Annotated in this window: 12 protein-coding genes; all 12 read right to left on the bottom strand. The window is 71.2% G+C overall.

The genetic code is table 11. From position 1 onward, the window contains the following. Positions 1–110: 110 nt before the first annotated feature. A complete protein-coding gene (locus tag ACZ516_RS15155; protein ID WP_469010504.1) occupies positions 111–782 on the bottom strand; it encodes a response regulator in 672 nt (223 codons plus the stop codon). Next, positions 779–2,125, bottom strand: coding sequence for a sensor histidine kinase (locus ACZ516_RS15160; protein ID WP_469010505.1), 1,347 nt, complete (start codon positions 2,123–2,125; stop codon positions 779–781). The genes ACZ516_RS15155 and ACZ516_RS15160 overlap by 4 nt, the downstream gene beginning before the upstream one ends. A 61-nt stretch (positions 2,126–2,186) precedes the next feature. Then, the gene (locus tag ACZ516_RS15165; RefSeq protein ID WP_469010506.1) at positions 2,187–3,002 is read right to left on the bottom strand and encodes an ABC transporter permease; all 816 of its coding nucleotides are present in this window, start codon (positions 3,000–3,002) and stop codon (positions 2,187–2,189) included. Beyond that, entirely contained in the window at positions 2,999–3,946 is a 948-nt protein-coding gene (locus ACZ516_RS15170) for an ATP-binding cassette domain-containing protein (protein WP_358585008.1), read from the bottom strand. Before ACZ516_RS15170 ends, ACZ516_RS15165 begins: the two co-directional genes overlap by 4 nt. Positions 3,947–4,087: 141 nt before the next feature. Further along, a complete protein-coding gene (locus ACZ516_RS15175; RefSeq protein ID WP_469010507.1) occupies positions 4,088–5,866 on the bottom strand; it encodes a P-loop NTPase family protein in 1,779 nt (592 codons plus the stop codon). After that, a complete protein-coding gene (locus tag ACZ516_RS15180) occupies positions 5,856–7,259 on the bottom strand; it encodes an ATP-binding protein (protein WP_361083447.1) in 1,404 nt (467 codons plus the stop codon). The genes ACZ516_RS15175 and ACZ516_RS15180 overlap by 11 nt, the downstream gene beginning before the upstream one ends. 46 nt (positions 7,260–7,305) lie before the next feature. Beyond that, a complete protein-coding gene (locus ACZ516_RS15185; RefSeq protein ID WP_358913113.1) occupies positions 7,306–8,865 on the bottom strand; it encodes an SCO6880 family protein in 1,560 nt (519 codons plus the stop codon). Then, entirely contained in the window at positions 8,862–10,232 is a 1,371-nt protein-coding gene (locus tag ACZ516_RS15190) for a hypothetical protein (protein ID WP_358585013.1), read from the bottom strand. The genes ACZ516_RS15185 and ACZ516_RS15190 overlap by 4 nt, the downstream gene beginning before the upstream one ends. Continuing rightward, the gene (locus ACZ516_RS15195) at positions 10,222–11,067 is read right to left on the bottom strand and encodes a DUF8175 domain-containg protein (protein ID WP_469010509.1); all 846 of its coding nucleotides are present in this window, start codon (positions 11,065–11,067) and stop codon (positions 10,222–10,224) included. Before ACZ516_RS15195 ends, ACZ516_RS15190 begins: the two co-directional genes overlap by 11 nt. A 233-nt stretch (positions 11,068–11,300) precedes the next feature. Further along, the gene (locus ACZ516_RS15200) at positions 11,301–11,609 is read right to left on the bottom strand and encodes a hypothetical protein (protein ID WP_055570172.1); all 309 of its coding nucleotides are present in this window, start codon (positions 11,607–11,609) and stop codon (positions 11,301–11,303) included. Positions 11,610–11,906: 297 nt separating this feature from the next. Continuing rightward, positions 11,907–13,367 carry a hypothetical protein gene (locus tag ACZ516_RS15205; protein ID WP_469010510.1) on the bottom strand — a complete coding sequence of 487 codons (1,461 nt, stop codon included), beginning with the start codon at positions 13,365–13,367 and terminating at the stop codon, positions 11,907–11,909. A gap of 756 nt (positions 13,368–14,123) precedes the next feature. Beyond that, on the bottom strand, positions 14,124–14,807 hold the full coding sequence (locus tag ACZ516_RS15210) for a DUF4232 domain-containing protein (RefSeq protein ID WP_469010511.1): 684 nt from the start codon (positions 14,805–14,807) through the stop codon (positions 14,124–14,126). Between the last annotated feature and the right edge of the window lie 150 nt (positions 14,808–14,957).

Raw genomic sequence — 14,957 nt, forward strand, 5'->3', positions numbered from 1 at the left:
GGACCCTGTGGGAGAGTAGGACGCCGCCGAACTAATTTTGATAAAGCCTCAGGCCCTGGACATTGTCCGGGGCCTGAGGCTTTTTTGCGTTCAGGAGCTTTCTCGCGTGCTCAGGCCGGGGTCACCAATTTCGTGTCGTACGCGAGAATCACCGCCTGCACTCTGTCCCGCGCGCCCGTTTTCGCGAGGATGCGGCCCACATGGGTCTTCACCGTGGATTCCGCGAGGTGCAGACGGACCGCTATTTCGGTGTTCGTCCAGCCCTGGCCGATGACAGCGAGGATCTCGCGTTCCCGATCCGTGAGAGAGATCAGCCGCGGATGGGACGCGGGATCCGCAGGCCCTGAGCCGGCTGCGGGGAGACGCTCCGCGAAGGTGTTCAGGAGGCGACGGGTCAGGCTGGGGGCGACCACCGCGTCGCCCGAGGCGACCGCGCGGATTCCGGAGAGGAGTTCCTCGGGCAGGGCGTCCTTGATGAGGAACCCCGAGGCGCCCGCGCGCAGACCGTCGTACGCGTACTCGTCGAGGTCGAACGTGGTGAGGATCAGGACGCGGGTGCGGTCGCCGGACGCGACGATGCGGCGCGTGGCCTCGATGCCGTCCAGGCCCGGCATGCGGATGTCCATCAGGACCACGTCGGGGTGGAGTTCGGCGGTCATGCGGACCGCCTCGCTGCCGTTGCCGGCCTCGCCCGCCACCGTCATGTCGTCCTGGCTCTCCAGGAGCATGCGGAAACCGAAGCGCTGCATGGGCTGGTCGTCCACGATGAGCACGGTCGTCACGATGTGTCGCTGTCCTTCGGGAGACGGAGGTGGACCCGCCAGCCGCCCGGCGGGGAAGGGAGTGGACCTGCCTCAAGTGTGCCGTCGTACAACGCTGTTCGCTCCCGCATGCCGGTCAGGCCCCGGCCGCTGCCCGGGGACCGGGAAGGGGTGCCGCCCGTGCCGGTGTCCGTGACGGTCACCGTGACGGCGGTGTCGCTGCAGGAGACGTCGACGGTGGCGGTGGCGCCGGGGCCGGCGTGTTTCAGGGTGTTCGTGAGGGCTTCCTGCACCACGCGGTAGACGGTGAGCTGGCGGCCCGCGGTGACGGAGCCGGGGCGGCCGCGGACGGTGCTTCGTGTCGGCAGACCCGCGGCCCGTACGCCGTCGATGAGGCGGTCCAGGTCGGTGAGGGTGGGTTGCGGGGCGCGATCGGCCGCGGCGGGGGTGTCCTCGCGCAGGACGTCCAGGAGGCGCCGCAGCTCTGCGAGGGCCTGGCGGCTCGTGGTCCCGATGGCGTCGAGGGCCTGGGCGGCACGCTCGGGGGACTTGGCGGCCGCGTACGAACCGCCGTCCGCGAGGCCGGTGATGACGGACAGATTGTGTCCGATGATGTCGTGCATCTCGCGGGCGATACGGGTGCGTTCGGCCGCGGCGGCGAGCCGGGTCTGCTGGTCGCGTTCCACTTCGAGCCGCCGGGCGCGGTCGACGAGGGCCCGGGTGTGGTCCTGGCGGGAGCGGACGGCGACGCCCGCCAGTGCGACGAGGGCGAAGGACCAGACGTGCGGGACGACCAGCTCGTACCAGCCGCGGGACGGGTAGGTGAGGACGCAGACGGCCATGGGAAGCGCGATCATGGCGGCCGCTCGCCCGAGGGTCTTCAGGGGGAGGCGCAGGGCGATGTTGAAGACCACGACGAATTGGATCAGGGCTGCCTGGAGCCAGGCGCCCGTCCCATTGCTGACCAGCGTCGCCACCGTCATCACCGCGAGGGCGATCAGCGGACGGCGGCGGCGCCACAGCAGGGGCACGGAGAGGGCGAGGCTCATCAGGAGGACCTGGCCCTGCGGCACGTGCGGGTCGGCCGCGGTGGTGCGCCAGCCGCCCTGGCCGTCGGTGAGGGCGGCGATCACGAAGAACCCCGTCACCAGGAGGTCCCACACCAGAGGGCGGCGGGTGTCGAAGGCGCGCACCCGCTGGATGGAGCGCTGGACGAGCCGGGTGAGGGGATGCGGCTCGGTGGCGCTCTCCGGGTCGGTCACGCCCCCTGGCGCGGTCTCCGGGCCGGTCGCTGTCACCGGAGCGGTCGCGGGCACCGTCTCGGTCGCGCCCGCCGGTTCAGTCGGCGGCTCGGCTTCGGGCATGCGCTCATCCTCGGGCACCGGCCTCATCCTCGTACACGAGTTTCTCGTGAGCCGGGTGCCGTCACACGTCCCGCCGCTTGAGCAGCGCCGTCGCCGCCGCGAGGGCCACGGCGGACCAGAGGGCGAGGGTGAGCAGGGCGGTGCCGGGGGCGATGGTGTGCTCCACCCGGGAGACCGAGCCGAGGGCGCTCGCCGCCTGGGCCGGGAAGTACCGGATGGCGCTCTGGACGGCGTCGAAGGGCAGCATCGACAGCACCTCCGGCAGGATCAGCACGGAGCCGACGAACGCGCCGATGGCGCCGGGCACCGAGCGCAGCAGGGCGCCGAGGCAGAGGGCGAAGAGGCCGAGCAGGGTGAGGGCGGCCGCGCTGGTGGTGAGGGCGGCGAGGACGTCGTCATCGGTGAGGGCGAGTTCTTTGTCGGTGCCGGAGAGCCAGGTCTGGGCGGTGAGGAATGTGACGGTGTTCGTCGTCCAGGAGGCGGTGAAGGCGACGACGGTGAAGACGGCGGCCTTCGACCACAGGAGGGGCAGGCGCTGCGGGACGGCGGTGAGGGAGGCCCGGATCATGCCCGTCGCGTACTCGCCGGCGGTGACGAGGATGCCGAGGACGGCGAGGCAGATCTGGGAGAGCTGGGTGCCGAAGAGGGTGAAGACGACGGTGTCGATCTCGGCGTCGTCGTCGTCGTAGGTGCTGCCCATGACGATGCCGACCGACAGGACCAGGGCGCTCGCCGTGATGAGGGTGATCCAGGTGGAGCGGAGCGTCCAGAGCTTGTGCCACTCCGCGCGCAGGATGCCCTTGGCGCTCAGGCGGTACGCGGGGGCGGGGACGCCGGTTCCTGAGGTGGTCTCGGTGGGGTGCGTGAGGGTGTTCATGCCGCCGTTCCTTCCGGCTGGGGGGCGGTCGTCGGGGCGAGGTACTCGACGGAGTCGCGGGTGAGGTCCATGAACGCCTGCTCCAACGACGCGGTGTGCGGCGTGAGTTCGAAGAGCGGGATGCCGTGGGCTGCGGCGGTGCGGCCGATGTGCTCGGCGTCCGTGCCGCGTACGTCGAGGACGCCGGGGGCGTTGCCGGTGATCTGTACCGCGGGGGCGGCGAGCAGCTCGGTGAGGAGGCCGGCCTCGGGGGTGACGACCTTGACGGAGCCGGTGCCGGACTCGCGTACGAAGCGGTCGACGGTGGTGTCGGCGAGGAGCCGGCCGCGGCCGATGATGACGAGGTGGTCGGCGGTCAGCGCCATCTCGCTCATGAGGTGCGAGGAGACGAGGACCGTACGGCCCTCGGCGGCCAGGGACCTGAGGAGGTTGCGGATCCACAGGACGCCCTCGGGGTCGAGGCCGTTGACCGGTTCGTCGAGGATGAGGGTGGCGGGGTCGCCGAGCAGGGCGGCGGCGATGCCGAGGCGTTGGCCCATGCCGAGGGAGAAGCCCTTGACGCGCCTGCGGGCCACCTCGTGGATGCCGGCCAGCTCCAGGACCGCGGCCACGCGGCTCCTGGGGATGGAGTGCGTGTGGGCGAGCGCCATCAGGTGGTGGTAGGCGGAGCGGCCCGGGTGGACGGAGCGGGCCTCCAGCAGAGCGCCCACTTCGCGCAGGGGAGCGGGGTGCGCCGTGTAGGAGCGGTCGCCGATGGTGGCGCGGCCGCGGGTGGGGGCGTCCAGGCCGAGGAGCATCCGCATGGTCGTGGACTTGCCCGCGCCGTTGGGGCCGAGGAAGCCGGTGACGGTGCCGGGGAGGACCTCGAAGCTGAGGTCGTCGACGGCCTTCTTGGCGGGCTTGCCGCCGTAGTGTTTGGTCAGTCCGTATGCCCTGATCGTCATGTGTCCGATGCTGGCCGGTGCGGGGGCGCGGATCGTCGGACCGGGGGCGGGACGTGGCGGCCGGGGGTAGTACCGGGGTACGACGGCGACCCTGAGGCGTGCTTGCCGGGGTGCCGGGCTTCGAGTGTGGGAGCGCCGTCGTCAGAGGGGCAGGGCGCTGTCCGGCCAGCGGGATCTGGCCTGTTCTCGGGAGCGGAGCAGGGCTCGGGTGGGCATGCCCAGGTCGGCGCCGGAGGTGAGCAGCTCCGGGAGCTGGGGCAGGGGGGCCACCGCGGCGGCGTCGTCCAGGACGAGCGTCATTGGTGGGTCGAGCCGACCGGAGGATGACCGTTCGGCCATGCGCCGGCCGTGCTCGACCACGCTGGAGGCGAGTGCCGTCAGCAGCGGCATGGCACCCGGGCCTTGGCGGGACTTGGGATCCTCGATCGCCTCCCCCACCACGAAAAGCGTGCCCCCTTCACGGACAAAGGAATCCAGGGTGAGCGCATCAGTTCGGTTCGGGGTGCAGGATTCGCGGACGTGGACCGTGAAGAGGGCGGACAGGGCGCGGGTGGTCAACTCCTGCGCAACGTCCCGGCGTTCCGGGTACGCCGTGAGCGCGGCCTCCAGTTCGCCGGCGGCGCCGGGCGCGGCCTTGGGATGCGTACGGAGGATGCGGACCGCCTCTTGGACCTGCGTGCCCTGGGACCAGCGGTGGACGTTCCGCATCGGCTTGTCGGCCACGGCGGCGGCGTGCAGGAAGCTGCGCATCAGCAGTTCCGCCGTGTCGGCCACCGCCGCGTCCAGTCGGGCGGCCGGCCTTATCGGGGCCAGGAGGGCGACGGCGCGGCGGGTGGCCGTCGCCTTGTCCTGGCAGCCGGAGGTGGGGGACCAGTGCATGCGGGCGGGGGTGTCGCAGAGGTGGGAGGGGTCGTAGAGGAGGACGGGGCCCAGTTTGGCGCGGGCGTCCTTCGTCTCCTCCCACAGGGTGGGGTCGGAGGTCAGGACCAGGGCGGCGGCCTCGGCGTCCTGGATGGCCTGGAGGGCGTGGGGTCTTCTTGTCTCGGGGGTGCCGAGGACGAGGGGTCCTGCGAGGGGCGTGGGCGGGGTTTTTGTGCGGGGCCCTGCGAGGGGCGTGGGCAGGGTGGGTGTGTTGGGGCTCGCGGCTTCGGTGTGGGGTTCTCGGCCGGTCGGCCTGGGCGGTTCGTGGGGTTCTGGTGCGCCTTCGGCGCCCGTTTCCCACCCGCCCGCCCTTACAGGCCCGTATGTTCCTGGTGCGCCTTCGGCGCCCGGCTGCCAGGCGCCCGCCGTCGTAGGGCCGTGGGATCCTGGTGCGCCTTCGGCGCTTGTTTCCCATCCGCCCGCTTTTACAGGCCCGTTCGGCCCCAGTGGGACTTCTGCGTCCGGCTGCCAGTCGTCCGCCCTTACAGGCCCGCCCGGTCCCACCGCGCCTTCGGCGTGCCCCGGCCGGCGGAGGTCCGGGATCGCGGGGGCGTTCCTGCCCGGGGTGTCCTCGGTGATGTCCATGGGGCGGCCGGAGGGGCTTTCGGATCCGTGTCGTGCTCGGGTCGCCCTCCGTACCGCTCGCCACCTCGTGGCCGTGCCCAGCGTGAAGATCGTCAGGACGAGCAGGGCCAGGAGCTGGCCGATGAACAGGCCCCAGAACAGGCCGTACCCCGAGAGCTGCGGCGGCGGGGTGTCGGGCCAGGCGCCCGGGAGGTCCTGGGGGTGGCCGATCAAGTGGCGTACCGCCAGCGGCGTACGGCCGAACGTCACGCCGTCCGGCACGGCGCCCCGCGCGAACCATGCCGCGAGGCGCGTCGCCGACCACACCAGGACCGTGGAGATCAGCAGAAAGCCGAGGATCCCCAGCAGGAGGCCGTCCGGGACCCCCCGCTCGGCACCTGCGCCCCGGCGGCCCCGCTCCCAGTCATCCCGCATGCTGCTCCATGTACGCCGCCCGTTCCTCCGCCTCCAGCTCGGCCGCCCGCAGCGCGTCGTCGGCCGGCATGCCGGAGCTCGCCAGCTCGGCGGAGGACTCCGTCATGGCGCGGTCCGTGAAGACCAGGGGCCGTTCCGTCTCGGTGATGAGGTGCTTGACCACCTGGACGTTGCCGTTCACGTCCCACACCGCGATGCCCGGGGTGAGGGTGGGGATGATCTCCACGGCCCACCTGGGCAGGCCGAGGACCCGTCCCGTCGCCCTCGCCTCGTCGGCCTTCTGGGCGTAGATCGTGCGGGTGGAGGCCATCTTCAGGATCGCCGCCGCCTCCTTGGCCGCCGCGCCGTCGACCACGTCGCTCAGGTGGTGGACCACCGCCACGAACGACAGACCGAGCCGCCGGCCGAACTTCAGCAGCCGCTGGAACAGCTGCGCCACGAAGGGGGAGTTGATGATGTGCCAGGCCTCTTCCACCAGGAAGATGCGCTTCTTGCGGTCGGGCCGGATCCAGGTGTGCTCCAGCCACACGCCGACGATCGCCATCAGGATCGGCATCGCGATGGAGTTCCGGTCGATGTGGGACAGGTCGAAGACGGTCAGGGGCGCGTCGAGGTCGACACCGACCGTCGTGGGGCCGTCGAACATGCCCCGCAGGTCACCGTCGACCAGGCGGTCCAGGACCAGCGCCACGTCCAGGCCCCACGCGCGTACGTCGTCTATGGCCACGTTCATCGCCTCGGCCGACTCCGGCTCGGGGTGGCGCAGCTGCTCGACGATGTCGGTGAGGACCGGCTGGCGCTCCACGATCGTCTCGTTGACGTAGGCGTGCGCGACCTTCAGGGCGAAGCCCGAGCGCTCGTCCAGGCCGTGGCCCATGGCGACCTCGATGATCGTGCGGAGCAGCGCGAGCTGGCCCGTCGTCGTGATCGCCGGATCGAGCGGGTTGAGCCGGATGCCCATGTCGAGGGCGGCCGTCGGGTCGAGCCGGATGGGCGTTATGCCCAGCTCCTGGGCGATGAGGTTCCATTCGCCCACCCCGTCCTCGCCCTGCGCGTCCAGGACGACGACCTGGCGGTCCTTGAACCGCAACTGCCGCAGGACGTACGTCTTCTCCAGCGCCGACTTGCCGTTGCCGGACTCGCCGAGCACCAGCCAGTGCGGTGCGGGCAGCTGCTGCCCGTACAGCTGGAAGGGGTCGTAGATGTACCCCTTGCCGGAGTACACCTCACGCCCGATGATCACGCCCGAGTCGCCGAGTCCCGGCGCGGCCGTCGGGAGGTAGACCGCCTGGGCCTGCCCCGTCGACGTACGCACCGGAAGCCTGGTCGTCTCGACCTTCCCGAAGAGGAAGGACGTGAAGGCGTCCGTGAGGACGGTCAGCGGATCCCGCATCGCAACAGCCTGCCTCTACGTCGATACCGTCTAGCGCTCACGCGCTCTAGCGTCGGATGCCGGTCGCGAACGGCAGCGTGTTGACGAAGGCCCTGTGGTGCTCGCGGTCGCACCACTCCAGCTTCAGATACGACTTGCCGGCGGAGGCGCGGATGGTGCGCTTGTCGCGCGCGAGCGCCTCCGGGGAACGGGACGACACCGTGATGTAGCCCACGAGGTTGACGCCCGCCGCGCCGCTCGCCAGGTCCTCGCCGCGCTGGTCCAGGCGGGAGTTCGAGGCGACGTCGCGGGGGTCGACCGTACGGTTCATCTTGGCCTGGCGGCTGGCCTCCGCCTCGTCGTTCGTCTTCTCGGTCAGCATCCGCTCGATGGCCACCTCGGTGGGTTCGAGGTCCATCGTCACGGCCACCGTGCGGATGACGTCCGGGGTGTGGACGAGCAGCGGGGCGAGGAAGTTGACGCCGACGGGGGTCATCGGCCACTCCTTCACCCAGGCCGTGGCGTGGCACCAGGGGGCGCGGGTGGAGGACTCGCGGGTCTTGGCCTGGAGGTAGGTGGGCTCCATGGCGTCCAGCTCGGCGGGCCAGGCGTTGCGCTTCGTCATCGCCTGGATGTGGTCGATGGGGTGGTCCGGGTCGTACATGGAGTGGACCAGGGAGGCGAGGCGGCCCTGGCCGAGCGGCTGCCGTACGCGGATGTCGGCTTCCTGGAGCCGCGAGCAGATGTCGGTCAGCTCGCGGGCCATGACCACGGCGAGACCGGCGTCCTTGTCGAGCTTGCGGCCGCCGTGCGGGCGCGCCGCGCGGGCCATCGCCTGCGCCTCGGCGGCCAGGTCGCGGGAGTAGTGCATGCAGGCGACGAGGTAGGCGCGGTGCTGCTCGCTGCTGGTCGACACCATCGACTGGAGCTGGTCGTACGACTCCTGGAGCCACGGCAGCGCCCGGTGGTCGCCGCGCTGGGCGACGTCCTTGGCGTGGGCGTCGGGGTCGGCGGGCAGGGTGCGGGCGAGCATCTGGAGGCGGGTGACGAAGCCGTCGCCGTTCGCCACGTGCTTCAGAAGCGTGCCGAAGCGGTCGACGAGGGCCTCCTGGTCCTCGCTGTCGCGCAGGCCCACGCCCGGGCCCTCGATCTCGATGGCGGCGGTGACGGTGCGCCGGTCGGCGTGCAGCAGTACGGCGATCTCGTCGGGGCCGAAGGGTGCGGCGAGCCAGTTGATGCGGCCGATGCCGGGCGGCGGCCCGACCTCGATCTCGCGGCCGTCGAGCCTGATCCCGGCCTCCGGGGCAGCGGAGCGGTAGGCGGTGCCGCGCTTCAGGGAACGCTTGTAACTGCGGTTGATCTCGAACCACTTGTAGAACGTCCGGCCCTTGTACGGGACGTACACCGCGGCGACGGCGAGCATCGGCAGGCCGGAGAGCAGCACGATGCGCAGGGAGAGGACGGGGACGAGGAGCCCGCACATCATCCCGAGGAAGGCCCCCACGATGATCAGGGCGATCTCACCGGTCTCGCGGTTCTTGCCGACGATCGCGTTCGGCCGGGCGCGGCCGATCAGATATGTGCGGCGGGGCGCGACCGGATGGGACACGTGGGACTGGGTCGTCAACGCCCTTCACCTCCCGTGCGGTTGGGACTGCTGCTGTTGCGGGCGCCGCCGCGGTTGCCCGCGTGCGGCGTGTTCGTCGCGCTGGAGCGCGGCGCGGGTGCGGCGGAGGGGACGGATCCGCCGCCGGTCGAGGAGCCGCCGGTCGCGGGGCCGCCGGCGGGCGTGCGGGCGCTGTGGGCGGCGACGCCGCCGCCGACGGGGTTGGCGGGCCGGGGCTGGCTGCTTCCGGCACCGCCGCCGCCCGAGCCGTTGCCCCGGGCGCTGTGGGTCTTGATGCCCTGGGAGACGAGGGAGGCGGGGGAGCTGATCACGGCGGCGGCCTTGTTCTCGGCGCCGCGCATGATGCGGTTGTTGCGGGAGCCGGCGATCTCGTCGCCGAAGCCGGGGACGAAGCGGTAGATCATGGCGCTCGCGAAGATGGCGAGCAGGATGATCGACAGTCCGGAGACGACGGCGGAGAACGCGTCGGGGCCGTCGTCGGCGGAGAGCGCGCCGGCGAGGCCGAGCACGATCACGATGATCGGTTTGACGAGGATGACGGCGATCATGATGCCCGCCCAGCGGCGGACGTGCGACCACAGGTTCTTGTCGACGAGGCCGGCGTAGACGACGGTGCCGAGGAGCGCTCCTACGTACAGGAGCGCCGCCCTGATCACCAGCTCCAGCCACAGGACGCCGGCGGCGAGGATCGACACCAGCGAGACGACGATCAGCATGATCGGGCCGCCGCCGATGTCCTCGCCCTTCTTCAGGGCGCCGGAGAACGTGCCGAAGAACTGGTCGGTCTGGCCGCCGGTGGCCTTCGCGATGACGTCGGAGACGCCGTCGGTCGCCGAGACGACGGTGTACAGGATCAGGGGGGTGAAGGCGGAGGCGAGCACGGTGAGCCACAGGAATCCGACGGCCTCGGAGATCGCGGTGGTCAGCGGCACGCCGCGGACGGCTCGCTTCGCCACGGCGAGCAGCCACAGCAGGAGCGTGAGGATCGTGGACGCGGCGAAGACGACGGCGTACTGCTGGAGGAACTTGGGGTTCGTGAAGTCGACGTTCGCCGTCTCCTTGACGGCGTCCGACAGCTTGTCGACGGTCCAGGAGGCGGCTTCGGCGCAGCCTTTGGCCAGGGAGCTGAGGGGGTCGGCGGAACCGTCCAGGGGTTCTTGGGTGGGGTACTTGCCGTCAAGGCTACGGGGGCTGCCGCCGCCGGACTCGCCTTTTTCGCAGTACTTTTTGGCGGGGCCGACGATGAGGTCACACCGGTCTTCCCTCGGCTCCGGCGCGGCGTAGGCACGCGAAGCCAGCAGGATCGCCGTCACTTGGACGGCCGAGGCCACGGCGGTGAGTTTGAGTGCGCGACGGCTACCGGGCATACGTGAACCCTCCGTACTCGTGAATGGCCTTGGCGATCTCGTCGGCCGTGGAGATCTTGTTGTCGCCGTTCACCGGAGCGGGGCCGTCCTTCGACCGGAAGCTCTCGACCTTCCAGTCGTCATCGGCCCACCGCAGCTTGAGGGTCAGTGTGAACCAGTCATTGCTGACGGGGTTCGTCGTGTCCTCCCCGGCGGTGCCGAAGGCGCCCGTGCACCACACCTCGACGGTCGCCGCGTCCTTCGAGTACGAGGTGGTCTTGGTGCCGACAGGCACAGTGCGTGAGACATAGGTCTGACCGGGAGCAGACTCGCCCTTTTCGTTCAGACCGATCTTGCCCAGGAACTCCTTGGAGTACGTCTTGTTGAACGTGCTCTCCAGTTCACTCACCTTGTCGGCGATGAACAGACTCCTGACGATCTCGACTCGTCGGGTGGGCTTGAGGATGTCAGCCGAGACCAACGACACCGCGTAGTTGGACGCCGCGCTCTGCGCGCCCTGTTCATCCCGCGGGAACCCCGAAGGGATGCCTGCGGTTTTGCCGTCGACGGGCTTTTTTCCCGTGGGGGACGTCGATGTCGTGGTCGGTTTTTTGGGGTCGGCGGAGGCCGGGTCGTCCTCGCCGTCGCCGCGGTTGGCGAAGGCGATCGCGGCGATCAGGAGGACGACGACGCCGACCACCGTCACCAGGCCGCGCGAGGACGTCCGCCCGGACCGGGTGGATCTGCGCGGGACGCCGTAGACGTCGTCGCCTCCGCCCTCCCCCTCGGGGAGCCGCGTCCTGGTCTCTCCCGAGCCGCCGAAGAGGCCGTCGTTCCGCTCGTCGCCGGGACTCATGCCGGGTTCGCCCCCTCAACCTCTCGCTGGACCGTCACGTAGGACACGTATGACGGTAGCCGTGCTGGTTCCCGCGCGGACGCGGTGTGGTGACTCGACATCAGGGAGTTGCAACCTCAGCCGGTGGGCACGACGGACGGGTGGGGGAGAGGGGACGTGGGGGACATGGGGGACGTGGGGACAGGGTGGGGACGTGGGCGCCTGGTGGCGGAGGCGTGGGACGAGGGCGGGCGCTAGACCGCCATGCCGTACACGATGGTGAACAGCGTGCCGAGCGAACCGATGATGAAGACGCCGGTCAGCCCCGCGATGATCAGGCCCTTGCCCTGTTCCGCGCTGAAGGTGTCGCGCAGCGCCGTCGCGCCGATGCGTTGCTTCGCCGCGCCCCAGATGGCAATGCCGAGACAGAGGAGGATGGCGATCGCCATCACGACCTCGATCATCACGCGTGCCTCGTTGCCCAGGCTCCCGAAGGGACCCCAGTCGGGGGCGATCCCGCCGATGATGGTGGTGATGTCGCCCTTTTCGGCTGCCATAAGCATGTGTAACTCACCGCCCCTAGTGGGTTGTTCTGCCACCTCTGCCTACCTAGGTGCAGAGGTCAGCTCATTCTCGCCGACAATCGGGCCCGCGAGTGTCGCCTTGGCGCCATTCGTTGGCCGACTTCGTACGTTTCCTCGTGGGTGAGGTCTGGTGACTCTGTGTATCACGCGGTAGGACGCCGGGCAATGAGGGACCGGCGTGCCTCTGACCTGGACTTCTGACCCGGAGTCCGGAGGATGGCCGATGAGCGGGGTTCTGAGCGGGGGTCAGGTGAGCGGGACTCAAGTGGCCGGGATTCAGGAGAGTCCGAGGCCGGCGGTCGCGCGGGTGACGAAGGAGCAGTCGGTGTAACGGTACGACGGGCTGAGCCTCGCGCCGTCGGCCCGGTCGTCGACGGTGGCCCGTTTGTAGAGGAAGTGGTACTCGCCGGCGGGCAGTCTGAGGGTGGTCCTGGGGTACTTCGTGACGCCGGCCCGGCAGGCCTTGTCGCCCTGGGACTTGGTGCCGTAGATCCGGCAGGACGCGCAGGGCTCGAGTGTGACGCGGCCGGTGGTGGGGCCGGTGTAGAGGACTTCCAGTTCGCCGGAGCCGAGGTTGGCGACGACGAACTCGACGCTCGCGCCGCCCGCGGAACCGGACGGGGGCAGGTGGCGGCCCGCGCTCGGGCGTTCCTCGGCGATCTCGGCGGCGATGGCGACGTCCTTGGCGCGGTCGCGTTTCTCGCTGGCCGGGTAGGACGTGGCGAAGCCGTTCAGGGTGGCGGCGGCCTTCGCGAAGTGGGCGTCCTCGAACTCGTCCAGGCCGCAGGCGTAGACGCCGCTCTCCAGGGCGCGGTCGGTGTCGCCGCGCAGGGCGCCGGCGTCGACCACGTCGCCGGGCAGGGCGGCGGTGGTGGTGGCGAGGGCGCGCAGTTCGTCGACGGCGGTGCAGGGGGCGGGGCCTTTGAGGGCGGCCGTTCGGGCGGCGATGGCGTCGCGCAGCGCGGGTTCGACCTTGCCGGCCTGGTCGGAGGCGGGGAAGGTGCGCAGCAGTTCGGTGAGGGGGCCGTCGGCGGAGGCCCGGCCGAGGTCTGCCGTACCGCATTCGTAGAGGGAGGTGGCGAGGTGGTCGTCGGGCCGGTCGGCGAGGGCGCCGAGGTGGTCCTTGCCGGGGGTGCCGAGGGTTTCGGGCACGGTACGCAGGTGTTTGAGCGGGGTGATGGCCTCGCAGTACCGCTTCGCGGTGTAGGGGGCGGCGACGGAGTCGTAGTAGGAGGCGAGGCTGGTGGGCAGTCGGTCGGCGGCCTTCGATCCGGGGTGGTCCGCGGCGAGGTCGCGGTAGATGTGGAGGGCCTTCTTGTACCGGGTCTCGGTGGCGTCCTCGAAGGGGCGGCCGTCGAGGTCCGCGACGATGCGGTCGGCCTTGTGGAGGCGGTCGAGGAGCATCTGTTCGACGGCTTCGTCGCGTGCGCTCTCGTACGCGAAGGCGGCGGCGGAGGGCACGGCGAGCAGGACGACACCGAGGGCGGCGGCGAGCGGCGCGCGTACCGGCCAGGGGCGGTGGTCGCGGGTGGCCCGCAGGGCGCCGTGGACGGCGGCCAGGAGCAGGAGGGCGACGTAGCCGAGGAGTACGCCGCCGGGCACGCCGTCGACGTCGGCGGGCAGCGCGAGGACGAGCAGCGCGGCGCTCACGCCACAGCAGAGGGCGGCGAGGAGCCACCGGCGGAGCAGCGCGTAACCGAGCCCGAGCCCACTGAGGTTGAGCAGCGCGACGGCCACGGCGTGTACGGGCCTGCCCCGGTGACCGGCGTCGCGGTCCGGGGGCAGGGCGGGGAGGGGCGGCGGAGTCGGGGAGAAGGTCGGGGGTGGTGGGTTCGGGGGTGCGGTTGGGGGCCCGGGGGGTGGTGGTCCGAAGGGGGCGGCGGGGTGGAGGTTGCCCGTGGTGGGGTGGGGGGCTGGTCCGGGGGCGAGGGCAGGGGGGTGGTGGGCCCCTGTGTCGCCGGGTAATGGGGAGGCGGGCGGGGCCGCCGTGCCCTCGGAGCGGGTGGCTGGGGGGTTGCCGGCGGCCTCGGACGGGAGGGGGTGCCGGTTGCCTTCGGTGTCGGGGGTGTGGGCCGCGTCGGGGGGCCGGATTCTCGTGGTGTCGGGTTCATTCCGGTCCTGGCCGGTCTGGCCTTGCGCTGCCTTGTCCGGGGCGGTTTGGCGCTGGGTGGCCCTGTCCCGGGCGGCTTGGCCTTGGGCGGCCTGGTCCCGGGCCGGCCGGTCCCGCGGCTCGGCGGGGGGCGGGACGCCCTTGTTCCCGGCCCCGGTGGGAGGCCGGTCGTCGTCGGGTGGGATGGCGCGTCGGTCTCTCGGGTCCATGGTCGGCTCCCCCCAGCCGTGGCACCGCGTCATGCCGTACCCGGCGGTCGCGTGTCGCACAACGCTCAATCCAGCAACCATCGGGGATGGCCGGGGGCGCGTCAATCGGGCGTGGGGGCGGGGGTGGACCCCTGTGACCAGCGATTTCGCTGAGCACAGGGGGGTGCGTGGGGCTCAGCCCGCAGGGGAGTCGCTGACCTTCCCGACGGGGCCGATGGCCAGCTTCGGGCCGTTGGAGGAGCCTTCGCCGGCCACGGGCAGGGACCCGGCGGGCCAGTCGACGGTGACGGTCTTCGTCTCGTTCGGCGGGGTCACCAGGATCTTGGTGATGCGGACTCCGCTGCCGCCGGAGGTGTTGGCCGGGAAGGTGATGTTGAACGCGGCGGTCTCGCCGTCCTTGAGGATCTCGGCGTGGGTCTGTTCGCCGTTGCGGTCGACGGACAGCGTGTCGCCGACGGCCGTCTTCAGGTCCACTCCCGCGTAGCCGCTGATGGAGCAGTCGCGACCACCGCCGTTCTTGAAGGCGACCGTGACGATGCCTTCGGTCTTGTCGGTGCTGTTGTCGATGGCGGTCACCTCCAGCTCGTCGCTGCGGCAGATGCCGGTTTTCTTGTTCTCGATGGAGTCGGTGCTGTCGTCGGGGCTGCTCTCGCCACCCTCGCTGCTGCTGCTGCTGCCGCCGCCCTCGCCGCTGCCGCCACCGCCGTCCTTCCCCGACTCGGCGGACGCGGTCGGCTTTGACCCGCTCGGGGCGCCGACCGCGTCCGCGGTGTCGTCGTTGTCGCAGGCGGTGAGGGCGAGCGCGCCGGCCAGCGTGAGGCAGGCGAGCAGGGACTTCGAGAGGTGCGTGAGCTTCATGGGGTCCCCGTGAGGTGCGTGACTGGTGTCGGTACGGGCCGTCGTGCCCGGCCTGACCACCAGCGAAGCCGTCCCCGGCGGGCGGGGGCAAGGAGCGCCGGTGGATCAGGGACGCTGGAACGCATACGGGGGTCCTGACCTGCGGAAACG

This window comes from Streptomyces sp. NPDC034037, from assembly GCF_055575715.1.